The following is a 24,537-nucleotide window of genomic DNA, read 5'->3' on the forward strand; positions in this document are numbered from 1 at the left end:
TTCCTTACTGTACTACCGCTTGTTTTTGTCCCGAAGCTGCTGTATTCTGCTTTGGCTTCGTGTTGGCCTCAAAAGCGAACATGATAGCTTCTTCATCTGATAAACCTGCAGCTTTTTGCTCTTCGATGCTTGCGAGCATTTGTTTATAGTTTTTCGGAATGACTTTGACGAATTTTTTCACACTGTCTTCCCATTGATCAAGCAGATCTTCTGCTTTTTGGCTGTTTGTATACGCAGTATGTCTTTCAAGCATTGCTTTGATTTGCTGGATTTCTTTCTCATCCTCTAATGATTCAAATAAAATCATCTCAAGGTTGCATTTGCGTTTAAACGCCTTGACATCTTCGGCCAGTACATAAGCGATGCCGCCGGACATACCTGCCGCAAAGTTTTTGCCTACATCACCGAGAACGACAACGCTGCCGCCAGTCATGTATTCACAGCCGTGGTCGCCAATACCTTCTACAACTACGTTCACACCGCTGTTTCGAACGGCAAAGCGTTCACCAGCACGTCCGTTAATATATGCTTCTCCGCTTGTTGCACCGTAAAAAGCCACGTTGCCGATAATGACATTGTCATCCGAAGCAGAGTTGAATCCTTCTGGTGACTTGACGATGATTTTTCCGCCAGAAAGCCCTTTTCCGACGTAATCATTTGAGTCTCCGTCCAAATAAAGCGTCATCCCTTTAGGAACGAAAGCTCCAAAGCTTTGGCCGGCTGATCCGGTAAAGTGCAGCTTGATTGTATCTTCAGGAAGACCTTCTTCTCCGTAACGCTTTGAGATTTCACTGCCGGTTATCGTTCCGGCTACACGATTTGTATTATTGATTTCAATCGAAATATCAGCTTCTTTTCCAGATTCGATGGCTTCTTGTACAGCCGGGAGAATTGTTGTGATATCAAGCGATTGATCAATTTTATGATTTTGCGGAGATTGGAATGTCCGCACTCCTTCAGGCTGATAAAGAAGTGTAGACAAATCAAGCTGGCCTGCTTTCCAGTGCCCCTTCGCCCGTTCACTTACATGAAGTACATCAGTGCGGCCGATCATTTCATCAAATGACTTGAAGCCTAACGCAGCCATGTACTCACGAACTTCTTCAGCAATGAACATCATATAATTCACAATATGATCAGGATCTCCCATGAACTTTTTGCGAAGCTCTGGATTTTGTGTCGCTACACCGACAGGGCATGTATCCAAATGGCAGGCACGCATCATGACACAGCCGAGTACAACTAACGGAGCTGTTGCAAAACCAAATTCTTCGGCGCCGAGCAAGGCAGCCATCACAACGTCGCGGCCCGTCATAAGCTTTCCATCTGTTTCTAATACAACACGGTCACGAAGTCCGTTCAGCATTAATGTTTGATGTGCTTCTGCAAGGCCAAGCTCCCATGGAAGCCCTGTATGTTTAATACTGGTTTTCGGAGAAGCGCCTGTACCCCCGTCGTACCCGCTGATCACAATGACATCTGCAGTCGCTTTGGCAACACCTGCAGCAATTGTTCCTACACCTGCTTTTGACACCAGCTTTACGCTGATTCTTGCGTCACGGTTGGCATTTTTCAAATCGTGGATCAGCTGGGCTAAATCCTCAATCGAATAAATGTCATGGTGTGGCGGAGGTGAGATTAATCCGACACCTGGCGTTGACCCGCGGACATCGGCAACCCATGGATATACCTTGTTGCCAGGAAGCTGCCCGCCTTCACCCGGCTTAGCACCTTGAGCCATTTTAATCTGCAGCTCGTCAGCATTGACGAGGTAATGGCTTTTGACACCAAACCGTCCGGATGCAATTTGTTTGATCGCACTTCTTCTATCATCGCCGTTCTCATCTGGAACAAAGCGTTTGGGATCTTCTCCGCCTTCACCGCTGTTGCTTTTTCCTCCAAGACGGTTCATTGCGATTGCTAAAGCTTCGTGCGCTTCCTTACTCAAGGACCCGAATGACATCGCACCCGTTTTAAAACGTTTGACAATCGATTCAGCGGATTCAACCTCCTCCAACTTCAAAGGCTTGCGGTTTCCGTCAAATGCGAACAAGTTCCGCAAAAATCCGATGCGTTCTTCATCAGCCGCTTTTGTATACTGTTTAAACAGATTGTAATCATTTCTGCGGCACGCCCATTGCAAAGTATGAATCGTTTTCGGATTAAACGCATGATGCTCTCCGCCATTTCTCCATTGGAAGTCACTTCCCGGTTCAAGCGTTTTGCTGTAATCATCCTGATACGCTTCCCGGTGGCGGCGCTGTGCCTCTTCTGCAATTGTTTGTAAATCGATGCCGCCTAGCTGTGATGCAGTACCTGTGAAATAGCGGTCGATTACATCGCGGCTGATTCCTACCGCCTCAAAGATTTGGGCGCCTCTGTAGCTTTGCACAGTTGAAATTCCCATCTTGGACATCACTTTTACGACGCCCTCAGTAATGCTTTTTCCATATTTGCTGACCGCTTCTTCATAGCTGATATCCAAACGGCCTTCATCAATTTCCTGCTTGTAGGTCGCATAAGCGAGATAAGGGTTAATCGCATCTGCGCCATAACCGATTAACGCTGCAAAGTGATGCACTTCACGTGCTTCTCCCGATTCCACAATGATGCTGACCTTCGTACGCAGCCCTTTGCGGATTAAGTGCTGGTGCAGTGCGCTTACTGCCAGAAGCGGCGGAATTGGTGTCAGTCGTTCGTTCATCTTTTTGTCTGATAAAATTAACAAACTTACGCCTTGGCTGATGGCTTTCTCTGCCTGTGTGAACATGTCCTTTAATCCGCGTTCAAGATCCTCTGAAAACAGCACATCAATTTTTTGGCTTTTTAAATCAGGATGAACAATCGTTTTCAATGCGTAAAACTGTTCATTGGATAAAACAGGTGTATACAGTTTAATCCGGCGAACATTTCGTTCACTTGGATGAAGAAGATCGCCTTCCGCACCGAGCCAAGTCATCGTTGAAGTGACAAGCTGCTCACGAATCGCGTCGATTGGCGGGTTCGTTACTTGTGCAAACAGCTGTTTAAAGTAGTTAAACAGTGATTGCGCTCGGTCAGAAAGTACAGCAAGCGGAGCGTCATTCCCCATTGAACCAAGGGGATCTTTGCCTTCTTTAATAACAGGAATTAGATACTTTTGGATATCCTCATATGTGTATCCGAATGCCTTCTGGCGAGTAAGAAGATCACTAAATTGTTCTTCTTCTCTTGACTCCGGATCAGGATTTACTTGTACAAGCTCTTCTTCAAGCCATTTTTGATACGGATACTCAGTTGCAATTTGTGTTTTGACTTCCTCATCGGAGATAATACGGCCTTCTTCCAGGTCGATTAAAAGCATTTTCCCAGGCTCAAGGCGGTTTTTATATAAAACGTTCTCCTGTTCAACTTCAATAACGCCTACTTCAGATGAGAAAATAATATAATCATCTTTTGTGACATAATAACGGGCCGGACGGAGACCGTTCCGGTCAAGGATCGCCCCGATTTGTTTACCGTCAGTAAATGAAATGGCTGTCGGTCCGTCCCAAGGCTCCATCAGGGAGCTATGGTACTCGTAGAACGCCCTTTTTTCCTTGGACATATGCGTATTTTCCGTCCAAGGCTCTGGAATGAGCATCATTGCCGTATGTGCCGGTTTGCGTCCAGCCATCACAAAAAACTCAAATGCATTATCCAAAATGGAAGAGTCACTGCCATCAGCATTGAGAATCGGCAAAATCTTGTTTAAGTCCTCACCGAAGCTTTCAGAAACAAATTGCTGCTCACGTGCTCTCATCCAGTTAATATTTCCGCGAAGGGTGTTAATTTCACCGTTGTGAACCAAATAGCGGTTAGGATGCGCTCTTTCCCATGTAGGGAATGTATTGGTACTGAAGCGTGAATGAACAAGCGCAAAAGCAGAAACGAATGCTTCGTCTTGCAGATCAGAATAAAATGCATCAACCTGTTCAGGTGTTAAAAGGCCTTTGTAAACAATGGTCTGGCTTGAAAGACTGGCAAAATAAAAATCAAGACCTTCCGTTACTCCCCAATTTTCAGCCTGTTTACGAATGACATACAATTTTCGTTCAAAAGATAAATTGTCCTTTAGATCAGAATTTGCGCCGATAAATACCTGACGGACAAACGGACAGCTTTTTTGCGCCACTGTTCCGATTTTTCCGACATTTACAGGTACAGTTCTCCATCCAAGAACGACTTGGCCTTCTTGTTCAATCAGTGCATTGATTTGCTTTTCAATTTTTTTTCTTTCATCTTCTTTCTGAGAGAAAAAGACCATTCCTACCCCGTAACGTTCTTTTTCTGGCAGATTGATGTCTTTGCACTCTTTTCTAAAGAAAGCATCAGGGATTTGAACCAGTAAGCCGGCTCCGTCTCCTGTATCCGGATCACTGCCTTGCCCTCCTCTATGGTCTAGCTGGCAAAGCATCTTAAGTCCTTGTTTGACAATGTCGTGAGTCTGCTTGCCCTTTAAGTGTGCATATAGGCCGATTCCGCATGCATCATGTTCAAATTCAGGACGGTAGAGACCTTGAGCTTTTGGCATTTGATTGTACGTCATAATTCCTCTCCCCCGATCAATTTCCGATAATACCGGTCATAAAATCTAACAACTCTATAATCATTGTAGGTTTTCAAAACGATATAAACAATATATAATTTAGATCAAAAGAATCTCAAAATGAGATAGATGGATGTGAGACAAACATGGAGCTGCGCCAACTGCGTTATTTTATGGAGGTGGCTGAAAGAGAACACGTTTCAGAAGCCGCTGATCATTTGCATGTGGCCCAATCAGCAATCAGCAGACAAATTGCCAATCTTGAAGAAGAATTAAATGTGACCTTATTTGAGCGTGAAGGGAGAAATATCAAACTCACGCCAATCGGAAAAGAATTTTTGATTCATGTGAAAACGGCGATGAAAGCCATTGATTATGCGAAAGAGCAAATTGATGAGTATCTTGACCCGCATCGCGGAACGGTAAAGATCGGCTTTCCTACAAGCCTCGCCAGCCAGCTTTTGCCGACTGTCATTTCAGCGTTTAAAGAAGAATATCCGCACGTCGAATTTTTGCTGCGCCAAGGCTCCTATAAGTTTCTGATTGAAGCTGTCAGAAACCGCGATATTGATCTGGCCTTATTAGGACCGGTGCCGACGAATTTCTCTGACATAACGGGAAAAATATTATTTACTGAAAAAATTTACGCGCTTGTTCCATTAAATCATCCGCTTGCTAAACAAAAAACGGTTCATTTAATCGATTTGCGCAACGACCAATTTGTATTGTTCCCGGAAGGATTTGTACTTAGAGAGATGGCAATCGATACTTGCAAACAAGCAGGCTTTGCTCCTCTCGTTTCCACGGAGGGTGAGGATTTGGATGCGATCAAAGGGTTAGTGTCCGCAGGAATGGGCGTTACCCTTCTGCCTGAAAGTACTTTTGCTGAAACAACACCTCGTTTTACTGTGAAAATTCCAATTGAGTTCCCTCAAGTAAAACGGACTGTCGGAATCATTAAACCGAAAAATAGAGAGCTTGCGCCTTCCGCGAATGATTTTTATGAGTTTGTCATTCAATTTTTCTCTAAGCTGGAGCAGTATCAATAAAAAAATGAACCCGAGCTTCTATATAGAAGCTTCGGGTTTTTTTCTGCAAATTAATTTACAGGTAAAGAAAAATCCACATGGCAAACAAATGCTTCTTGATCAATTAGAGCTCTATTTGTCAGTTCCTTTTTCTTTTCCGGTTCTTGAAGCTGTACAGAAGAGTAATTGACGATTCCAAGGCCGATTTCCGTCCCTTTTGAATCCATCAGCCGAACAACTGAACCGCTTTTGAATTTCCCTTTAATCTTCTGTACACCGTCTAAGTATAAACTCGATTGGCCGTTTGTTATTTTTCGTGAACAATCATCTGATAAAATCATTTCACCTTCCGGACCGGAATTAAAAGCGATCCATTGCTCCTTTTGATTCAACGGAAGCGTTCCTTCTGCTTCAAAATAGGTGCCTTCCGCCTGTTCATGAACGGCGTGGTATAAAATATCGCCGGCATCTGCCTGACCTAGGAAACCTTTAATGCCAGACGCCATTACGATTTTAAACGCATCAAGCTTAGAACGCATGCCGCCGGTGCCAACGATGCTTCCAGTGTCACCTGCGCATGCTTCGATGTCAGGTGTTATTTCACTTACCCGCTGTATCCTTTTCGCTTCTGGATTTGTGCGCGGATTGCCGTCATATAATCCGTCTATATCTGATAAAATCACAAGCATATCTGCATCAATCAAACCTGCGACTTTTGCCGCGAGCGTATCATTGTCGCCAAACTTGAGCCGATTGACAGTAACTGTGTCATTCTCGTTTATGATCGGGATAATGCCGCGCTCGAGCAGTACATTCATTGTATTCCTGACATTGTTGTATCGATATTCATCAGAAAAATCGCTTCTCGTAATTAAAATTTGGGATGCGACATAGCCGTGTGCCAAGAACAGCTTTGAATAAGCCTCCATCAGCAATCCCTGGCCGATTGAAGCTGATGCTTGTTTTTCTGGAAGCTTCTCGGGCCTTTGGATAAATCCGAGCTTCCGATATCCTGCCGCCACTGCGCCTGAGGAAACCAAAATCACTTCATAACCGGCGTCTTTGAGTTTGACGACCTGGTCGACCAACGCTTCTAATTTTCGAATGCTGATTTCTCCGTGAAGGCTTGTTAATGAACTGCTTCCAATCTTCACAACGACTCTTTTCATGCTTGTATCAGGCGTCACTTTATCACTCCTGATAGCGGCGCTGCAGTTTTTTCGATATCTTCGCTGATTTCCTTTGAACGCTTAGCCGCATGCTTTATCGCTTGAGAAATCGCTTCTCCGCCGCCGCTTTTTTTCAAGGCTTGCAGCCCCGCTGCTGTCGTTCCGTTCGGTGACGTGATATTATCTCTTAAGATCTCAGGATGTTCTCCTGTTTCCATGAGCATTTTTGCGGCACCTAAAAGTGTCTGTGCGCCGATGCTTCGAGATAACTGTTTATCGAGGCCCGCTTCCTCGCCTGTCTTTTCAATGAATTCCATTAAATAATAAAAATACGCGGGGCCGCTGCCTGCAATTCCGGTGAATATATCCATTTGATTTTCTTGGATTGTATAGACTTCGCCCATGCATCCGAGCAATGCTTCGGCCAGCTTCTTCAAGTCTTCCGACACATATTTGCCAAGGGCAATAGCTGTTGCAGAAGCGCCAATCATACTGGAAGTGTTGGGCATCACTCTGACAACAGGCTGTTCATTAAGCAATGATTGTTCAATAAAAGAGGTGGTTATGCCGGCAAGGACCGACAATATTAATTGATGGGGTTGAATACGTGATTTTAGTGATGACAGAGCGTTTTCGGCGTCTTTTGGCTTCATTGCCAAAATGAGTACATCCATGTCTTCAATACATAGCTGGTTCGGCAAGGCGCCTTTGATTCCATATTGAAGTTCAAGTTCAGTTAATCGCTCTGTATTGCTGCGGTTTGTAACGCAGATGTTTTGTTTCGGGATTTTGTTGGCACGAACGATACCTGATATCATTCCTTCCGCCATAGATCCTGCTCCTATAAAGGCTACTTTCTTTTGATCAAAGATCGGTAACATCTCCTTTGTTCGCTTTTTTGTTCGCATTTTCACACGTTTAAAATGTTACCACGTGAGGAAATGATGTCAAGTTTGAAGGTCATCATTGATTTGTATTGTTTCTTTTCGACAAATATGTATAATGAAAAGCAGAAAACACCCGGTTCACACTGCTGCGCCGGGTGTTTGTTTCTATTAAAAATTATCTGAGAGAGCTTTTTCAATCAGTTTTTTACAGCGATCCAGCTCTACCTTCAGCTGTTTTTTATATAGCTTGGCGGCTTCGTAATCTTTAAATTGATAGAGGACGACTTCCTGGAGCTTAGCCCCTTCTTTTTTTACTTTAATTTGTTTTAGTATCCCGTCATCAAGAAGCTCATGCAAAGACCGGTATACTTCTGTATGATTTGGTTTAAAACCAATCTCTTTAAATTCAGACCGAAGTACTTCAAGCAGCTTTAACCCATAGAGTCTCTCTTGCTCTGTCATCGTTATCATATAAAGCTTCAAAAATGCGCGCTGTTTCACTAAAAAGCCTGTTGAACTCCTTTTTTCTTCTTTCATCATATGCACTCCTTCTTCTGTCACTGACAACACTATGTACTAAATATTCAATTTTCTTTTATTGTTTTCCTTCTTTATATTAAAGACTGATAGTCCAGTCATTTCATGTTTACTGATTATAGGTGTAGCGGAAAAAATAAATTTCGACTGAACATTTGGTACATAGTTTTCTTAGTTCTATTATAGCCTGCATTCACTGCTATCTTCAATTTAAACGATTGCCAGGGTTTACATATCTCATTTTACCGGTACGGATTTCATTCAAATAAAAAAACCTGTCGAAAGACAGGTTTTCATTTTTAAGGATTTGTTGACCATAATCCCGCTGTTTTGATGAAAATACGAGGATCTAATTTCAATTGTGCCACCATGTACTCAGCAAGATCCTCAGGCTGCATAACTTTTTCAGGATTACCGTCTGTTAAGTTCAATTCGATAGACATATCACTAGCGACAGTGCTCGGCGTTAACGCGCTGACTCTGATATTATGTTTTCTCACTTCTTGCATAAGAGACTCTGTTAACCCGAGAACGGCAAATTTAGAAGCGCTGTAAGCACTTGTTACAGCAGCTCCTCTTTGACCCGCTGTAGACGAAATATTAATGATGTCTCCGGCTTTGCGTTCGATCATTTCCGGAAGCACCGCGCGCGTGACATGGTACACACCCATTAGGTTGACTTGAATAATATTTTCCCACTCATCGGCTGACAGATCTAAGAAACCGCCAAATTTGCTGATGCCGGCATTATTAATGAGAATATCGATATCACCGAGCTGTTCCTTCACTTGAGCTACAGCTTGGTTAACCTGATCGGCATCTTTTACATCTGCAGCAGCAAATGCAGCTTTTACACCAAGCGCTTTGACTTCTTCAGCCACTTTTTCTACATTAGCGGAAGTCCGGCCAATTAACCCGATATTCACGCCTTCTTTGGCAAGCGCCAAAGCAGTAGCGCGGCCAATTCCTCTGCCTCCGCCTGTGATTAGTGCAGTTTTATGTTGTAAATTTTGCAATTGAAGCACCCTTTCTTTGTTTACATATGTACGATATCACATTATAAGTACAATACATCCAATACGCAAATCAAACGAACTGTGTAAATATCATTTCTTCTGATTAAAAAAACGGATACAGGGTAATGACATAAGAAAAGGAGTGAACATATGATTATAGTTTATATCAGTCTTGCAGTATTAGCAGTTTCTATTATCTTCTTAGGAGTTACCGTGATTCAAAACAAGAAAAAAATGGACCCTGCACTAAAGGAGCTTTCCTCTGTTACGCAGGCTATGCAAAAACAAATCGAAGGATTAAAAACAGAAACAGAGCTGCTGACGCAAAAACAAAAGAAGATTCAGCAGGATGTCCAAATGAAAAAATCCGCGTTTCAGCAGACCGCAGCTGAAGTAAAAGAAGTTCCTAAAGCCGTTAAAGAGGTGTGGCAGGCTGGCCATTTAAATAGCAGGTCATGATGAATGATATCCCGTTGTTTCGATCAGAATGGACAATGGGATATCATTTTTTGAGGAGGCTTTCGCATGATTGTAAACCGCAGCTGCTTAAAGGAGTTCGCAGAAAAACTACATTCTCTTCCCTCTTCACTTACAAAGTCGGATTTACTTATTTCTCCATTTCATCTCCATCAAGAAAATGAACTTGACATCTACTATTCACCTCATAATGAATATATCAATCGGACTGCTACGATTGTGATTGCCGGGATCACGCCGGGTTTTTCCCAGATGAAAACAGCGTACGAAACAGCCGTCGAAAGTCTGCGGCAAGGCCGCACTCTTAAGCAAATGGCGGTAGATACAAAAATAGCAGCGGGTTTCTCCGGGTCGATGAGACATAACCTTATCACCATGCTGGATTTATGCGGGCTGCCGCAAGCTTTCGGCATTCAAAGCGCCGCAAAGCTTTTTGGAGAATTACGGCATATGCTCCATACAACTTCCGTTATTAAATATCCTGTCTTTATCCAGCAAAAAAACTATACCGGATACAAACCGGCTATCACTCATTCTCCTATCCTAAGCACTTATGCTTTTGGACACTTCCCTGCGGAGCTTAACCATGTGACGGGACCAGCTCTTCTCATTCCGTTAGGAAAAGCGGCCGAAACAGTATGTGAAACATTGATCAGACAGCACAGCCTCCAGAATTTGATTTGCCTTAACGGCTTTCCCCATCCATCAGGCGCGAACGGCCATCGTTTGAAACAATTCAGCAAAAACAAAGAGCAACTAGAAACACAAATTCGTTCCTTTGCTGCATTGGTTGATTTCGCTATAGAAAAGAGGAAATAAAAGGGATATGATAAACAAAAACACAAACGTGGGGAGTGGTTGAATGTTTCCTATATTAGAAACGGATCGGCTTATACTTAGGCAAATCACAGATCAGGATGCGGAAGCCATTTTTGCTTGTTTCTCAAACGATGAGGTGACACGCTATTATGGGCTTGAAAACATGGAATCTATAAAACAGGCCATTTCAATGATTCAAACGTTTGCTGCCCTCTATCAAGAAAAACGCGGTATACGGTGGGGAATTGAAAGACGGGACACGAAAGAACTGATCGGAACAATTGGCTTTCACGCTCTGGCCCAAAAGCATAGGCGCGCGGAAATCGGTTATGAAATCATCCCGGAGCATTGGCGAAACGGATTTGCATCAGAAGTGCTTTCAAAGGTCGTATCTTACGGATTTTCTGCCCTTGGACTGACGCGTATTGGCGCAGTTGTATTTACCGCTAATGAAGCATCAAATCGTCTGCTTCTAAAAATGGGGTATCAAAAAGAAGGTGTTTTAAGACAGTACATGTATCAAAATGGTACTCCATATGATACAAATGTGTACTCTATTGTAAAACCAAGAGAATGACGGCATTCTCTTGGTCTGTGCGCACATCCCCTTTCCTTTAAAAAGATAAAAAACGCCCTCAAACAGGGCGCTTTCTAATTAAGATGCATATTGAGGAGATGATTCCTCCTTAACTGCTTTTTCCTCAGGTATATGAATACATTTCGTCAAGACCGCACTTGCAAGGTAAAGGACCGCAAAGATCCAGACGACGCCTTGCGCGCCGACGAGACCGATGAACAGCCAAGCGAGTGCAGGGCCGACAAACGCTGATAAACCTGCAGCCAAATTCAATACAGACATGGCTGCCCCTTTATCTTTTCCTGCCACCGTCGGCACAATTGCACCAATCGGCACATAGCCTGCCAGCAAACCGCCCCAAATAAAGCCGATCACGCTGACAACCGCTAAGCTTCCGCCGGAGAAAACAGGTGCGTAGTATAATAAGAGGGTGAAAATGCCGCAGCCGACTCCGCCGAACCAAATAACAGTATTTTTCCAGCCGAATTTATCGCCGACAATACCAAAGATAAGGTTAAACACAATGTTCCCCAGAAAAATCGTTCCCCAAATTTGCAGCCACACATTGGTTGAGATTCCATGCTGGGCCATGTGCATCGGCAAAAAGACTGGAAAACCATATGTACCAATGCTGTTGATGATTCTGATGATTCCGCCTGTAAGCACGCGCGGATTTGTAAATAAAATCGTAACCCCTTTTAAAAGCTCCTCGGCTGTTTCTGATCTTTTTCTTTTCTTCTTTTCAAAACGGTCTTTATTGATAAACAATGCAAAGAATGCACCGAGACATACCCAGAAAATAGAGCTCCAAAGCGTATTCAAATAACCGAACGCTTTGATCGCGTAGCTTGAGTACCAAGCGCCGAACACAAACATGCCGAGGCAATATGCAATCCAAAACCAGCCGACAGCAGTGCTCAGTTTGCTTTGCGGTGTTCTGTAAATGACCCATGTCAAGAAAGAATAAGCAAAAAGCGGGTAACCTAACCCTTTTACGAAGTAAGTCACATACATCACTGGCAGGTTCAGCTGTTCAAATCCAAATACGATAAAAGCAGCTGTACCGATCACATAAAACAACAGCCCCATAAACATCGTTCGTTTTGCGCCAAATGCTTCGAGACATACACCCGAAAACCAGGAAGCTATGGCAAGCGCAATTCCGTATATACTAAAAATAGAAGCGGACTGCTGAACGGTGAGCCCGTTTTCGATCAAAAAAGGACTGAGCCAGCCTTGTTCAAGGCCATCTCCCATCATAAACAAAACAACCCCTAAAAATCCCCAGGCAAGCCGCTTCGGTATTCCTATTTTATCCAACATGTCTGTCTCCTCCTTAGATGCTCATATCAATCAATTACCGTATTACCTTATTAAAGTTGAAAATTAAATGATTCCTCAAAACAGCAGAAATGCCGCCTTAAATTAATACTTTGCTTTCTGAACCTGAAAAAAAGCGCTGTGTTTGCTTCCATTTCTCATATAAAGCCAATTCTGTCTGACAGTCCTTCGGTTCAATCACCTGGACATTTGCTGACATCTCCTCCGTTAATTGAAAGGTTTCATTGCAAATGACTGCAGCACCAACGACAGATGCCTGATGATATCCCTCTTGGACATAGACCTTTTTTTGAAGAAGATCCGCGATATATTGAGTGAGCACTTTGCTTTGGAATCCCCCTCCGCACACCCAAACATAGTCACGTTCAAACGGAGTAACCTCTGTTAAAATGTCAAAGTTCCATTTGATTGAAAATGCGATTTCTTCTAGCGCTGCACGTACAAAATGTGCCCTCTTTAAATGTGCTGACAGCGGGGCATCAAAAAGAAAACCGCCTCTCGTTAATGCATTCTTTTCAGCCGATAAATAAGAGCCGAGAGCCGCTACACATGCATGGTCTTCTTTTGCAAGTGCAGAAATCTCCTCCTCCATGACGTCGTACGTTTCATTCGGATAAAAAATCTGTTTTAATTTTTGATAATTCAAGCCGGTAATTCCCGGATTCGTTTCCACAAGCCAATGCCCTTGATCTGTATGACAGTTCAGCCAGGCTTTATGTTTTGTGTCGCCATGATCCGCACTAATTTTGGTTATTGGCGTTGTTGTCCCTGATACAATGACAATGTCCTCAAGTCCAGCTCCGGTGCTTTTGACAGCCAGCTGTGTATCCCCGCCCCCTGCTATAACCTTAGCATTTATTGAAAGGCCTAATTCGGATGCATATTCATTTGCTATCGTTCCAATTGCTGTTCCCGCTCTTACAAGAGGCGGAAGGATAGATGGAGAAAAGCCGAAAATGTCGCACATCTCTTCTGACCAAGTGTTTTGCTTCACATCAAATAGCAGGGTTTCTGTTGCCTGTGATGGTTCATATGTTAATATTCCGCTCAGTTGGTACGTCACCCAATCACTGATGCTTGTAAAGCTTGCAGTCTTTTCCCATAAAGAGGGCTGGCGCTGTTTTAATCCATAAAGCTTGAGCGCAGAAAAAAGTGCGGTTGGCAGGCGGCCTGTGCGGCTGTATATCTCTTCCCGATCGGGAATGCCCGCCTCCCACTCTCGGCCGCGATTATCGATGTTCGGCAGCCCGAGAAAAGGATTGCCGTTTTGATCAATCAAAACAATCCCCTGTCTTTGGCTCGTCGATGTCAAACCAATGATGTCAATATCACGCGAACGGGATAGCGCACGTTTTGCCAAATCCATCACCTGCTTCCACAGCACCTGAGGAGAAAAATAACGGCTGTCCGGGTAAAGCGTCTCTGTGGAATACTCGATGTCCTCCCGTTCAACTGTTAGAACACTGCCAGTTACACTCACGACCGCTACCCTCGCATTGCCTGTGCCAATATCAAAAACGAGATAGCCTTTTTGTTTTTTCATTCTCTTAGCCTCCTTTCTTATACCCCTGTTTTCAGTGCGTCCTTGTTATACATTGTCGGAATATTAAGAGTTTTTTCACCCTTCCACTTTTTGAGGGCGTTATTCAGTATCGTCACGTGATGATCCTCCACTTCAAATGTTGCTCCAGCGAGATGCGGTGTTGCCAGAACATTAGGCAATGAAATCAATTCATAATCTGATTCCTCTGGAGGTTCATGATAAAAAACGTCTAATATCGCACCTCTGACTTTATGTTCTTTTAATACAGATAAAAGATCTTCACGGTTTACAACAACTGCTCTTGAAGTATTGACGAAAATCGCACTCTGTTTCATCAGATCAAAATACTTCCGATCAATAAGTCCAAGTGTTTCCTCAGTACGAGGCAGATGTACAGAAACGATATCACTGTCTGAAAACACCGTTTTAAGAGATACTTTTTCATACAGCGGATGATCGTCTTGAATGTATGGATCGTAATACTTTATTTTACAGTCAAACGCAGTCAGCAGTTTTGCAATCCTTTGGCCAACCGCCCCGAACCCAATCATGCCAACCGTTTTTCCTGATAATTCATTTCCTTTAAATTTGACATAAGCCTGTAGGTAATCCCTGTCCCACTTTCCATCCTTCAGCCATTGATTCGAGACGCTGGTATGGCGGAGAAAGGTAATCACATTTCCAATAAACATTTCAGCAACGGCTTGTGCATTCCGCCCTGGTGTATAAAAAACAGGTATGCCTCTTTTTGAGGCAGCTGCCACATCCACATTGGAGGGCATTCCCCTGCAAACACCGACAAATGAAAGTTCGGGAACAGAAGCAAATACGCTGCCTGTTACCTGATCAAGCTCAGTAATCAAGCCTGTCGCATTTGTTGCTTTTAGCAGCTGAATGAGTTCATCTTCCCGATATGCCCGGCCTTGTTCCTTCCAAGATTGATAAGCAACTGAGCCAAACAAGTTTTCTAGCTCTTTTCGTCCTTCTTCGTTGTACGGTGCTGTAACCAAAACCGTCATGGTGCAAAACATCCTTTTCATCGTATTTTTCATAAAAAAAATCTCTTTCCGAAGATGGAAAGAGATTCATATATAGGCGCGCTCTGTTACAGGCAGACGCCGGTATAAACCTTGCTTTCCTATCTTTCAAGCTGACGCTTGCTGGAATTGGCACAATAATGTTGCCGAGGTTTCATAGGGCCAGTCCCTCCACCTCTCTGGATAGAAAATGTTGAGTATGTAATTTTCAGAATAAAGAATACGTTTATCATAAAGAAGTCTCAGATTGATGTCAATCTCTTTTTTCAGAATTGACGTTATGATCCGAAATGTTATAATTCTTACAAAATATCTAACTAGAGAGAGGAACTGGGCCATGAAATCTTTTGCCACACAACAAAACGGCATTTTCAAATCCGTTTGCTCGCTGGACTGCCCGGATCAGTGCGGATTGTTAATACATAAAAAAGACGGGAAGATCGTAAAAGTGCAAGGAGACCCTGATCATCCTGTCACAGCCGGAAACATATGCAACAAAGTCCGGAATATGACGGAGCGCATATATGATGAAAAGCGGCTGACTACACCGCTCAAACGAACAGGTGCTAAAGGCCAAGCGATATTTGAACCGATTTCTTGGGAAGAGGCAATCGATACGATCACCTCCCGCTGGAAACAGCTGATTGATGAAGAGGGAGCTGAAAGCATACTTCCTTACAGCTTTTACGGAAATATGGGGAAATTGACAGCTGAAGGAATGGACCGCCGCTTTTTTTACCGCATGGGGTCAAGCCAGCTTGAACGGACGATTTGCAGCAAAGCGGGATCTGAAGGCTATAAATATACAATGGGCATAAGCGCGGGAATCGATCCTGAGGAAACCATTCATACAAAACTATTTATTTTTTGGGGAATCAACGCGGTCAGCACAAATATGCACCAAATTACGATTGCCCAAAAAGCGCGAAAACAAGGTGCCAAAATTGTCGTGATCGATGTGCATAAAAATCAAACAGGACGTCTCGCAGATTGGTTTATTCCGATAAAGCCGGGAACCGACAGTGCACTTGCTCTTGGCATCATGCACATTTTATTTAAAGAAAACCTTCATGATGAAGCATTTCTGTCTGAGTACACGATTGGCTATGAAGAGCTCCGTGAACACGTGAAACAATATGATCCTGAAAAGGTATCGACGATCACCGGTATCAGTACCGAAGATATTTACCGACTGGCAAAAATGTACGGGGAAACCTCCCCTTCTTTTATCAGAATCGGAAACGGACCCCAGCATCACGATAACGGCGGGATGATTGTAAGGACGATTGCCTGTCTTCCGGCGATCACCGGCCAATGGCTGCACACAGGGGGCGGCGCAATTAAGCATAACAGCGGAATTTTAGAATATAACACAAATGCCTTGCAGCGGCCCGACTTATTGAAAGGGCGCACCCCGAGGTCGTTTAATATGAATCAGCTTGGCAAGGTGCTTTTGGAAACAGACCCGCCGATTCGCTCTCTATTTATTTACGGAACGAACCCTGCCGTCGTCGCACCCGAAGCAAACAAAGTCAGACAGGGCTTGCTGCGGGAAGACTTGTTTACTGTGGTTCATGATTTGTTTTTAACGGAAACGGCGGCATATGCGGACATTGTACTGCCTGCAACATCCGCTTTTGAAAATACTGATTTTTACACCTCCTACTGGCACCATTACATTCAGCTTCAGCAGCCGGTGATTGAGAGATATGGGGAAAGCAAGTCTAACACTGAGGTTTTCCGATTACTGGCTGAAGCCATGGGATTCACAGACCAGGAGCTTAAAGATTCAGATGAAGTATTAATCCGCCAGGCGCTTGACCATCCAGATAATCCGCATTTGGCAGAGATTGATTACGATGCACTCACTAAGCATTCATTTATGAAAGCAAAACGCGAAAAGCCGCTGTTTCCGGGCGAACTTCCAACGCCAAGCGGAAAAATAGAATTATATTCAGAAAAAATGAAACAAGACGGCTTCCCTGCTTTACCGACATATACACCTCTTGTAACCGATAATGAACATCCGTTTATGTATGTTCCGGGGCCAAACCATAATTTCTTAAACTCAACATTTTCCAATAATGAAAAACACATCAAGCTTGAAAAGACGCCAAAGCTCTTTATCAACACAAAAGATGCTGAAGAACACGGAATCGTTGATGGGGCACCTGTACGAATTTGGAACAGCCGAGGAGAATGCCAGCTGACCGCTGCAGTTGGAGAACAAGTGCTGCCAGGTGTCGTTGTCAGCCAAGGATTATGGGCGGATGAACAAGGAAAAAAACAGCTTGTAAACGCGCTAACCCCAGACCGATTGTCCGATATGGGCGGCGGCGCCACCTTTTTTTCAGGCCGTGTACAGATTGAAAAGGTTTGAAAAATAATGAAACCCGGAGTATGCCAAGCCCGTATAACATAACATTGACATAATGGAGGCATACACATGGACGTTTTTTTAGGAATTGGTATTGCTTTGGCAGGATATTTTATCGGTGAAGGCTTAAAGCAGATGAACCATACAAAAGGTAGTGAACAAAATGATATCTTGCTTATAAAAGAACGGGATATTTACTTTTACATCGGACTTTTTTTAGGAATAACAACGACTGAAGCAAAACAGTTAGCTGGAGACATGGCAGACCTGCCTTACATTGAAATAAACGGAAAAAAATATGTCCAGAAACATATGTTAAAAGATTGGACATTCACATTAGTTGAAAAACATCAGGGTGAATAAAACAAATCTGAGGAGAGCGAGATTCATTGTCACGCTCTCCTCTGTTTAGCTGTATGGATTGACCGCCACCAAAACTTTGTTCGATAAGCGCTGATAAAACGATAAACCACCATCTATGTTCTTTCCTCAAACAGCTCGAGATGCCCGTTCCACAACAATAGTTTGTATATTCCATTGATGACGTGATGATCTTGATGAACGTATGTATCGTAAAACACTTAGAAAACCTATTCGGTTTGAATGTGTGCTCTCATTATGTCCCCATACTGCGCCTTTATCCGCGGAGGGTTTTTAAAAAAATATGAAACCTAAAGCTTTTAGATTCAGGCAGCAATGTTAGTGCAATACCCTTTATTTTTATTGACCTCCATATATCTCCGATTGGTAAAACTACGTTAGCCTGATTTGCTTTATACGCCGGAAGCTGTTCGTTTATAAAGGATCAGAGAATCCCATAACCAGTAAATCACTGCAGCCGCAATACTTAACATATAATAAAAATACGATTGCAATGTCCATGCTATTGACGCAGGTTCATTGATAACAAAAAACAAGAAAGCTGCGATAAAAGCAACCACACTGTAAATCAATAGGTACATGACATTGAATGTTCTCGCTTTTTTCTGCAACTTCATTTGGAGCGGAACAGCAAAAAGGCCATACACCACAAAACCGTATAATAAAGCAATTGCAGCCGTAAACAATGCAATTATCATATCGCCATACATAACAAAAGAATAAAATCCTAAAAACAAACCAAATGTAAGGCTGGATAGCCCTAATGTCATTAAATAATATGATGCAATTTTTTTCATTTTTTCACCCCCTTGTTTGATTTATTCACAGTGCTGTTAGTATAAATTCACAACCTTTGTATTTCTTTTATCGAGATGTCTTCCCCAACGTGCTATACGCAATGCGCTGATAAAAGGTTTCAAAAATGACGTTCTTTTATTAGATAATACGCTGGCATGAAAACGCCTCTCCTGATTGGCGAAAGCGCGAATGAAAAAAGTGAATGAATACCTGATCAACAGACAAAATAAGAAGAGTTGATATTCAACACTTTTCGTAAAGGAGTGAAACCAATGAGTAAAAAGGGAATTCAAAATTCAAGTATTGAACAAATGAGAAATGACCATGAGACTGAAACAGCTTTTAAAGCAGATGATCCCAAAAAACATGGTTCTGATCCTAAAAGAACGAAATAAGTTCTTACCCCCACTAAAATATCAATAATCTGGAGGAAGTAAAGTGACTCAAAAAAACGGTGCAGACAGACCTGATGATTATAAAAGATTTTCTTCATTAGACAAGGAATATGATTTTCAGCAATCTATAAGCAGCAATACTAAGACAGAAAGTGTAAACACTGAAACACAAACTCATAACAAAGAAAACAAAAATGACACAACAGATGTTGCCGGGAAATACTTTGAGCCCTCAGATTATAAAGGAAGCACGCAATTAGAAAAAGGATTAGCTGAAACTCATGAACAGGTCAGTGATGACTATTTTGAAGGGACGATCGATCAAAATTTGGACTAGCCATACAAACAGAGCTAACTTAAAAGGTCAGTTAGCTCTGTTTTTAGAAACAACCACAGTAAAAGAGCCAACCCCCACCGAATAGGATGGGGGTTGCACGTAAGTAGCCTGTTTAATATTTAAAACGATTAATGACTTTTTGAAGTTCTTCTGCCAACTGAGATAGAGATTCTGCGGCATAGGAGATTTCCCCCATTGAATGAAGCTGTTCCTGTGATGAATTTGCAACCGCTTCTGTATTAGCAGACGTTTCTTTTGTTCCAGCGGCCAATGTATGAACTGTGTGCTGAATCACTTCAACGCCTGATGTAAGCTGTTGAGTTGCCGCTGCGACTTCTTGTATTTGAGAAGTGACCTGTTCCACAAGGTTCAGTATTTCATTGAAATTTCCTGTTGCCTCTTGAGAAAGAACAATACCTGAGCTCACATTTTCTTGAACAACCTTAATATTGTTTACCGTTTCTATCGATTCATTTTGGATGGTCGCTACCACCGATTGGATGTGGTTTGCAGATTTATTTGTTTCATCCGCCAACTTCCGAACTTCTTCTGCCACCACAGCAAATCCTTTTCCTTGCTCTCCGGCTCTGGCCGCCTCGATCGCTGCATTTAGTGCCAACAAATTTGTCTGCTCTGAAATCGTCGTGATAAGCGAAGAGATATCGCTGATTTCTGCTGTGCTCGCTACCAATGTTTGCAATCCATTGCCGGCTGAATCTACAGATTTATCAATGAATTTCATCTGATCTAACATCTTGTTGACGGACTTAGAGCCTATTTCAGCCTTGTCTCTCATCGAAGAAGAAAGATCCGCTATGTTCCCTGTATTTGAAGCGACTGATGATATACTGTCTAATAATTCAGTGATGGATTCTGCGCTCTTTTCTGTCATTGAGCTTTGCTTCACATTGCTGTCGGCAGCCATCTGCATGGCTCGGGAAATATGTTCAGATGTTGATTTCGATTCTTCCGCGCTTGCCGATAATTCTTCGGAGGAAGCGGCGACTTGTTCAGATGAGCTGCTGATCTGCTTCACAATTTGAGTTAATGAATGAGTAAAAGAATTAAACGATTGGGCAAGCTGGCCAAATTCATCTTTATTTTTCACAATGACTTTTTTGGTTAAATCAGCGTCGCCGTGTGCAATTTCATCCAGCTGCTTATTTATGCTTCTTAGGGGCACCATTATAGACTTTAACAGCATTATGCTTAAAACAACGCCTAATATAACTGATATCCCGGTGACAATGATGATGAGCCATTGACTCATTTTCCCATTGCCCTGTATTTCATCCTTTAGATCCTCTACCTCTTGATCCAGGCGATCAGACAGCTTATTGACAGCCGGATCTACGACTTCTTTTCTTAATGTTCTTTCTTCTCCAAAATGGATGGTTTCTGCTTTTTTAGGATTTGAAGAGTAGGCTGTTACTACCTGCTGATTCAAAGCTCTATACTGAGTAAAACTTGTCTTAATGTCTTCAATATTGGATTGATACTTCTCTTCATCAATCAAGTCATTAACCCGGTCAAGGCTCTTTAAGACATCGTCTGCTTTTTCCTTCATACCCTCGTCGTATTCTTTGTCTCCTCCGGTAATCAAGAAGCCTCTTTCATCATTTGATAACCCGGTCAATTCATATTGGATGTGTTTTATCTCTTTTTGGAATTCCATTTTGTCTTTAAGTTCTTCATTCTTTTTCACAGTAGAAGAAATCATAAATACTGAGGAGCCTCCAATTCCAATAATTGAAACAACTAATATTGATATAATCCCCAGCAATTTTGTTTTCACTTTCATGTGTCGTTTTCCCTTTCCGCACAATGTAATGGCTGAAATAAAATATGTTCAAGCGCGTTTAAATCCAATTCGCTTACGCCCATGTCCAAAATATCGACACGGGTTATCAAGTTTTATAGTGATATTCTCATATGAATAAGCAAATTCTTTACGTCTCTGAACTTACAGAAAAACGTAAGTCACTCTTTTCGTTTTTCTAAAAAAGGCTTTTCCCATCTCAAATTGGCTGAACAGGCTGTTTTCTCGAAAATATAATGACAATACGCAGCATACATTTAAGGAGCGATACACTAAAATGGGAATCATCAATGGTAAAGAATTCATTGACCGATTGAATAAACTAGAAAACGAAATATGGTATGATGGCGAAAAAATAAAGGGTAACATTTCTGAGCATCCTGCATTTAAAGGAATAATCAAAACAAAAAGCTCACTTTATGAATTGCAAACAAAGGATGAGTTAATACATGAAATGACTTATTGCCTTCCTGGAGATCATAATCGAATCGGCCTTTCCTATCTCCAGCCTAAAACCAAAAATGATTTGAAAAAAAGAAGGACCATGATTGAACATTGGGCTAGACATACTCACGGAATGATGGGGAGAAGTCCGGATTACATGAATACGGTTATGATGAGCTTTGCTTCGTCAGCGGAGCTTCTAAAAGATAAAGAGAATTGCTTTCCTGAACATATACTAGATATGTATGAACAAGCTGCTAAGCATGACCTTTCTTTTACCCATACATTCATTACTCCGCAAGTGAACCGGTCACAGTCCTATTTTGGGCTAAGTGAAAAACCGATATCTGCTAAAGTCATTGATAGAACCGAAAAAGGTTTAATGATTCATGGCGCACGACTGCTTGCAACACAAGGCGGGTTGACCGATGAAATCTTGGTTTTTTCAGCGCCTAAATATTTCTTTGAAACAGATGAAGCTTATGCTTTTTCAATCCCTTCTAATACAAAAGGCGTAAAATTCATCACAAGAGAATCATTTGTATTAAGCGACTCTTCCTTTAATCATCCCTTAAGCTCAAGGTATGAAGAAATGGATTCAATTGTGGTTTTTGATCATGTGTTAGTGCCGTGGAATCGTGTGTTTTTTTACGATAATGTGGAAGCAGCTAAAGATTTTATGACAAAAAGCTCCTTTCATGCCTTTACCTTTCACCAGGTTGTCATTAGGCAAATGATAAAAATTGAATTTCTATTAGGTGTTGCACAGCTTCTTGTCGACACCATTAATGTTTCCGAATATCAGCACATCCAAGAAAAGCTCTCAGAAATCATTGTGGGATTGGAAACAATCAAAGCGCTCATTGACAAATCAGAAAATGATGCTCAGTTAGATGAATTCGGCTATATGCGCCCCTGTTTAATTCCTCTTCAAGTCATCAGTACGATCATTCCTAAGCTATATCCTCGATTTACTGAAATCATACAATTAATTGGAGCTAGCGGAATGGTGACACTGCCTACCGAAAATGCATTTGACTCAGAGATACGGGAAGATCTTGACCAATATCTTCAAGCAACCAATACAAATGCTGAAGAACGTGTGAAAATTTTCCGTTTGGCATGGGATTTAACAATGAGTTCATTCGGAACTAGACAAACTCACTACGAAAGATATTTTTTCGGAGATCCTATTCGGATTTCAAGCAGGCTGTATACCAGTTATCCAAAGCAGGAGCAGTTGAACATGATTAAAACATTTTTACATGTAGATGCAGAACAATGAAAAAACAGCGGGAAAAGATCCGCTGTTTCGTATTTTTTATTCAGGAAACTGAACATGGCCCGGTACAGTATAGGCTTTGGACGTTCCGCTTTCAGGCAGCTTTGGAATGGTGTCTTTCACAACTTTTCCGCGGATGTCAGTCATTCTGACTTTGAGAGAGCCTGTCCCTAAATTCGTACTCACAAAATGGTTATAGTCCATTTTCTCCATGTTGATCCACTTACCATCCTTTTCATATTCCATTTTCATAACAGGATACTTGTGATTTCTGACTTGGATTGCTGCCCACCACCTGCTGCTGCCTTCTTTGATCCGGTAGGTGAAATTGCCGGTGATTGGGGCTTTGACAACACGCCATTTAATATTGATTTTTCCGTCTTTCATATTGCCGATTTTACGGAAGGCATTAGGTGACAGATCAAGAGCTCCCCGAGCGCCTTCGGGATAAAGATCAGTAACATATACGGTTGTTTTCCCTTTTGGCCCTTCAACTTCCAAATAAGAGCCGGCAAGTGCTGCTTTTACTCCTCCGTAATTGAGATCCGCCGGATTTATTGCAGTAATCTCCATATCGGAAGGAATGGGATCCAGCAGGAAAGCTCCTCCTGAATAACCTGACCCTGTATACGTTGCATAACCTTCATGCAGGTCGTCATATGCTGCCGAAGCTTGCGGGGAAAAACAGAAGATCGTCAACAAAACCATACCAACAAATGCACTCATGATCTTTTTCATATTTGGTCCTCCTCAAACCAGACTTCAAATGAGAATCATTATCATTATAAGACTCAATCCATCTGGTTTGAAAGAGGAAATAGATTCATAGATGATTTTAAGGCAAATTCACTATCATTCATATATCAAATGTAGGTACTTATGAAAAAGCCAATACAAATGAACGAATGTGCACTTCAGCCGAATGTCTTATTTTCCCCTCTCAAAATTCGCATTACAATAACGAAATGAAACAGGCTGTTGGCCTGATAACAGCTACACAGGAAAAGCTATTTTTCCCCGCTCAGTTTCAACTTAGCTGTCATCATAATGCCAAATATCAGCACAATCGGAACCCAAATAATGAAGTGATAAAAATCAGGCTCAGCCAGAGCAACAATAATAGCCCCCACACAATACAAAATAATAGCCAGTGCTCTTAACACAGTATCTCTTAAGAAAGTCTTCTTCTGCATCTTAAAAAACAATCGGCCGGATATATCCTCTAAAAGAGAAGCCAAAGTGCCGGTCAACACAGTTGAAGAAATACCTGCGATCCCCAGTTTTTTTGCTGCTGTAGTTTGAATCCCCATAGAAATGCTCATGAGTATAATTAGAATGTGCACAGGAACAAAAGCCCGGTAATAAGAAAGACAAGCAAAGACAAACAAAATGAATGCTTCAAGTGCGAGGGCTTTTGTCACAGCAGAAGGCCAAAGGGTATTTTCCGCCTTTCCGACCATCAATGTGGCAATGATCACGCCGCATATAAATCCGATTAGCGCAGTCAAGGAATTAAAAACAGTGACCTGAATGGATTTGCCGATAGCTAACCCCAATAATACAATGTTTCCAGTCATATTAGCTGTGAACACATGTCCCAGGCTTAAATACCCGATTACATCCACGATTCCAGCTGTTAAACATAAAAGTGATAGCAAGGTGTTTCGATAAGCTGCTGCAGTCAACGGTGTATCAATCCTTTCTTC

At 42.3% G+C, this 24,537-nt stretch carries 21 protein-coding genes, 1 pseudogene and 1 riboswitch; of the genes and pseudogenes, 9 read left to right on the plus strand and 13 right to left on the minus strand.

Going from position 1 to position 24,537, the window contains the following annotated elements; genetic code table 11:
* Nucleotides 1–4: 4 nt before the first annotated feature.
* Nucleotides 5–4,567 (minus strand): glutamate synthase large subunit, encoded by a 4,563-nt coding sequence (gltB, locus tag NX903_RS09340; protein WP_086343912.1) that lies wholly within the window; start codon nt 4,565–4,567, stop codon nt 5–7.
* A 146-nt stretch (nt 4,568–4,713) separates the two neighbouring features.
* On the opposite strand from gltB, the gene gltC reads away from it, so the two are divergent.
* On the plus strand, nt 4,714–5,616 hold the full coding sequence (gene gltC, locus NX903_RS09345; RefSeq protein WP_004399246.1) for a glutamate biosynthesis transcriptional regulator GltC: 903 nt from the start codon (nt 4,714–4,716) through the stop codon (nt 5,614–5,616).
* Nucleotides 5,617–5,666: 50 nt separating this feature from the next.
* On the opposite strand, the gene proB is transcribed toward gltC, so the two are convergent.
* The 4 genes from proB to NX903_RS09365 all read right to left on the minus strand — a co-directional run bounded on the left by proB (nt 5,667) and on the right by NX903_RS09365 (nt 9,204).
* A complete protein-coding gene (proB, locus tag NX903_RS09350) occupies nt 5,667–6,782 on the minus strand; it encodes a glutamate 5-kinase (RefSeq protein ID WP_042975927.1) in 1,116 nt (371 codons plus the stop codon).
* Nucleotides 6,779–7,672 carry a pyrroline-5-carboxylate reductase gene (proC, locus tag NX903_RS09355; protein ID WP_010886524.1) on the minus strand — a complete coding sequence of 298 codons (894 nt, stop codon included), beginning with the start codon at nt 7,670–7,672 and terminating at the stop codon, nt 6,779–6,781. Before proC ends, proB begins: the two co-directional genes overlap by 4 nt.
* Nucleotides 7,673–7,819: 147 nt before the next feature.
* Nucleotides 7,820–8,188: a replication termination protein gene (rtp, locus tag NX903_RS09360; protein ID WP_003220337.1), complete on the minus strand. Its 369-nt coding sequence runs from the start codon at nt 8,186–8,188 to the stop codon at nt 7,820–7,822.
* Nucleotides 8,189–8,487: 299 nt separating this feature from the next.
* The gene (locus tag NX903_RS09365) at nt 8,488–9,204 is read right to left on the minus strand and encodes a 3-ketoacyl-ACP reductase (protein ID WP_015483302.1); all 717 of its coding nucleotides are present in this window, start codon (nt 9,202–9,204) and stop codon (nt 8,488–8,490) included.
* A gap of 150 nt (nt 9,205–9,354) precedes the next feature.
* On the opposite strand from NX903_RS09365, the gene NX903_RS09370 reads away from it, so the two are divergent.
* The 3 genes from NX903_RS09370 (at nt 9,355) to NX903_RS09380 (ending at nt 11,077) form a co-directional block, all read left to right on the plus strand.
* Nucleotides 9,355–9,663 (plus strand): DUF948 domain-containing protein, encoded by a 309-nt coding sequence (locus tag NX903_RS09370; protein WP_021481395.1) that lies wholly within the window; start codon nt 9,355–9,357, stop codon nt 9,661–9,663.
* Nucleotides 9,664–9,729: 66 nt separating this feature from the next.
* A complete protein-coding gene (locus NX903_RS09375) occupies nt 9,730–10,500 on the plus strand; it encodes a hypothetical protein (protein WP_086343913.1) in 771 nt (256 codons plus the stop codon).
* Between the two features lie 43 nt (nt 10,501–10,543).
* On the plus strand, nt 10,544–11,077 hold the full coding sequence (locus NX903_RS09380; RefSeq protein WP_086343914.1) for a GNAT family N-acetyltransferase: 534 nt from the start codon (nt 10,544–10,546) through the stop codon (nt 11,075–11,077).
* A 78-nt stretch (nt 11,078–11,155) separates the two neighbouring features.
* On the opposite strand, the gene NX903_RS09385 is transcribed toward NX903_RS09380, so the two are convergent.
* From NX903_RS09385 to NX903_RS09395, 3 genes are all read right to left on the minus strand, one after another.
* Nucleotides 11,156–12,400 carry an MFS transporter gene (locus tag NX903_RS09385; protein ID WP_041335442.1) on the minus strand — a complete coding sequence of 415 codons (1,245 nt, stop codon included), beginning with the start codon at nt 12,398–12,400 and terminating at the stop codon, nt 11,156–11,158.
* 97 nt (nt 12,401–12,497) lie between these two features.
* The gene (locus tag NX903_RS09390) at nt 12,498–13,961 is read right to left on the minus strand and encodes an FGGY-family carbohydrate kinase (RefSeq protein ID WP_086343915.1); all 1,464 of its coding nucleotides are present in this window, start codon (nt 13,959–13,961) and stop codon (nt 12,498–12,500) included.
* A gap of 17 nt (nt 13,962–13,978) precedes the next feature.
* A complete protein-coding gene (locus NX903_RS09395; protein WP_086343916.1) occupies nt 13,979–15,013 on the minus strand; it encodes a 2-hydroxyacid dehydrogenase in 1,035 nt (344 codons plus the stop codon).
* An 83-nt stretch (nt 15,014–15,096) separates the two neighbouring features.
* A riboswitch (SAM riboswitch) is annotated at nt 15,097–15,188 on the minus strand.
* Nucleotides 15,189–15,335: 147 nt separating this feature from the next.
* Between NX903_RS09395 and NX903_RS09400 the strand changes: the two genes are divergently transcribed.
* Both NX903_RS09400 and NX903_RS09405 read left to right on the plus strand, forming a co-directional pair.
* Entirely contained in the window at nt 15,336–17,378 is a 2,043-nt protein-coding gene (locus NX903_RS09400; protein WP_086343917.1) for a molybdopterin oxidoreductase family protein, read from the plus strand.
* A gap of 66 nt (nt 17,379–17,444) precedes the next feature.
* Nucleotides 17,445–17,738, plus strand: coding sequence for a hypothetical protein (locus NX903_RS09405; protein ID WP_015251960.1), 294 nt, complete (start codon nt 17,445–17,447; stop codon nt 17,736–17,738).
* Nucleotides 17,739–18,148: 410 nt separating this feature from the next.
* Here the strand turns inward: NX903_RS09405 and NX903_RS09410 are convergent, their stop codons facing one another.
* Entirely contained in the window at nt 18,149–18,553 is a 405-nt protein-coding gene (locus NX903_RS09410) for a UPF0715 family protein (RefSeq protein WP_015714052.1), read from the minus strand.
* 87 nt (nt 18,554–18,640) lie between these two features.
* Nucleotides 18,641–18,758, minus strand: a pseudogene (locus tag NX903_RS09415) (hypothetical protein); the annotation flags it as partial.
* A gap of 68 nt (nt 18,759–18,826) precedes the next feature.
* Here NX903_RS09415 and NX903_RS09420 point away from each other — a divergent pair.
* Both NX903_RS09420 and NX903_RS09425 read left to right on the plus strand, forming a co-directional pair.
* A complete protein-coding gene (locus NX903_RS09420; RefSeq protein WP_014477000.1) occupies nt 18,827–18,949 on the plus strand; it encodes a hypothetical protein in 123 nt (40 codons plus the stop codon).
* Nucleotides 18,950–18,992: 43 nt separating this feature from the next.
* Nucleotides 18,993–19,286 (plus strand): YozQ family protein, encoded by a 294-nt coding sequence (locus NX903_RS09425; RefSeq protein WP_015251959.1) that lies wholly within the window; start codon nt 18,993–18,995, stop codon nt 19,284–19,286.
* Between the two features lie 112 nt (nt 19,287–19,398).
* Here NX903_RS09425 and NX903_RS09430 read toward each other — a convergent pair whose 3' ends face one another.
* A complete protein-coding gene (locus NX903_RS09430; RefSeq protein WP_086343918.1) occupies nt 19,399–21,087 on the minus strand; it encodes a methyl-accepting chemotaxis protein in 1,689 nt (562 codons plus the stop codon).
* 295 nt (nt 21,088–21,382) lie between these two features.
* On the opposite strand from NX903_RS09430, the gene hpaB reads away from it, so the two are divergent.
* Nucleotides 21,383–22,834: a 4-hydroxyphenylacetate 3-monooxygenase, oxygenase component gene (gene hpaB / locus NX903_RS09435; protein ID WP_086343919.1), complete on the plus strand. Its 1,452-nt coding sequence runs from the start codon at nt 21,383–21,385 to the stop codon at nt 22,832–22,834.
* A 36-nt stretch (nt 22,835–22,870) separates the two neighbouring features.
* On the opposite strand, the gene exlX is transcribed toward hpaB, so the two are convergent.
* Entirely contained in the window at nt 22,871–23,569 is a 699-nt protein-coding gene (exlX, locus tag NX903_RS09440; RefSeq protein WP_003231419.1) for an expansin ExlX, read from the minus strand.
* Nucleotides 23,570–23,838: 269 nt separating this feature from the next.
* Complete coding sequence (locus tag NX903_RS09445; protein ID WP_144486653.1) at nt 23,839–24,516, minus strand: YoaK family protein; 678 nt, start codon at nt 24,514–24,516, stop codon at nt 23,839–23,841.
* Nucleotides 24,517–24,537 lie beyond the last annotated feature (21 nt).

It is taken from the genome of Bacillus sp. FSL R5-0576, from assembly GCF_038004765.1.
In the GTDB taxonomy this organism is placed as follows: Bacteria; Bacillota; Bacilli; order Bacillales; family Bacillaceae; genus Bacillus; species Bacillus subtilis.

Excerpts from the sequence above, each read along its gene's own strand:
- hpaB (WP_086343919.1), top strand. The coding sequence starts at position 21,383 with ATGGGAATCATCAATGGTAAAGAATTCATTGACCGATTGAATAAACTA.
- NX903_RS09420 (WP_014477000.1), top strand. The coding sequence starts at position 18,827 with ATGAGTAAAAAGGGAATTCAAAATTCAAGTATTGAACAAATGAGAAAT.
- NX903_RS09370 (WP_021481395.1), top strand. The coding sequence starts at position 9,355 with ATGATTATAGTTTATATCAGTCTTGCAGTATTAGCAGTTTCTATTATC.
- NX903_RS09385 (WP_041335442.1), bottom strand. The coding sequence starts at position 12,400 with ATGTTGGATAAAATAGGAATACCGAAGCGGCTTGCCTGGGGATTTTTA.
- exlX (WP_003231419.1), bottom strand. The coding sequence starts at position 23,569 with ATGAAAAAGATCATGAGTGCATTTGTTGGTATGGTTTTGTTGACGATC.
- NX903_RS09400 (WP_086343917.1), top strand. The coding sequence starts at position 15,336 with ATGAAATCTTTTGCCACACAACAAAACGGCATTTTCAAATCCGTTTGC.
- NX903_RS09380 (WP_086343914.1), top strand. The coding sequence starts at position 10,544 with ATGTTTCCTATATTAGAAACGGATCGGCTTATACTTAGGCAAATCACA.
- proC (WP_010886524.1), bottom strand. The coding sequence starts at position 7,672 with ATGCGAACAAAAAAGCGAACAAAGGAGATGTTACCGATCTTTGATCAA.
- NX903_RS09410 (WP_015714052.1), bottom strand. The coding sequence starts at position 18,553 with ATGAAAAAAATTGCATCATATTATTTAATGACATTAGGGCTATCCAGC.
- NX903_RS09375 (WP_086343913.1), top strand. The coding sequence starts at position 9,730 with ATGATTGTAAACCGCAGCTGCTTAAAGGAGTTCGCAGAAAAACTACAT.
- NX903_RS09390 (WP_086343915.1), bottom strand. The coding sequence starts at position 13,961 with ATGAAAAAACAAAAAGGCTATCTCGTTTTTGATATTGGCACAGGCAAT.
- gltB (WP_086343912.1), bottom strand. The coding sequence starts at position 4,567 with ATGACGTACAATCAAATGCCAAAAGCTCAAGGTCTCTACCGTCCTGAA.
- NX903_RS09430 (WP_086343918.1), bottom strand. The coding sequence starts at position 21,087 with ATGAAAGTGAAAACAAAATTGCTGGGGATTATATCAATATTAGTTGTT.
- NX903_RS09405 (WP_015251960.1), top strand. The coding sequence starts at position 17,445 with ATGGACGTTTTTTTAGGAATTGGTATTGCTTTGGCAGGATATTTTATC.
- rtp (WP_003220337.1), bottom strand. The coding sequence starts at position 8,188 with ATGAAAGAAGAAAAAAGGAGTTCAACAGGCTTTTTAGTGAAACAGCGC.
- NX903_RS09395 (WP_086343916.1), bottom strand. The coding sequence starts at position 15,013 with ATGAAAAATACGATGAAAAGGATGTTTTGCACCATGACGGTTTTGGTT.
- gltC (WP_004399246.1), top strand. The coding sequence starts at position 4,714 with ATGGAGCTGCGCCAACTGCGTTATTTTATGGAGGTGGCTGAAAGAGAA.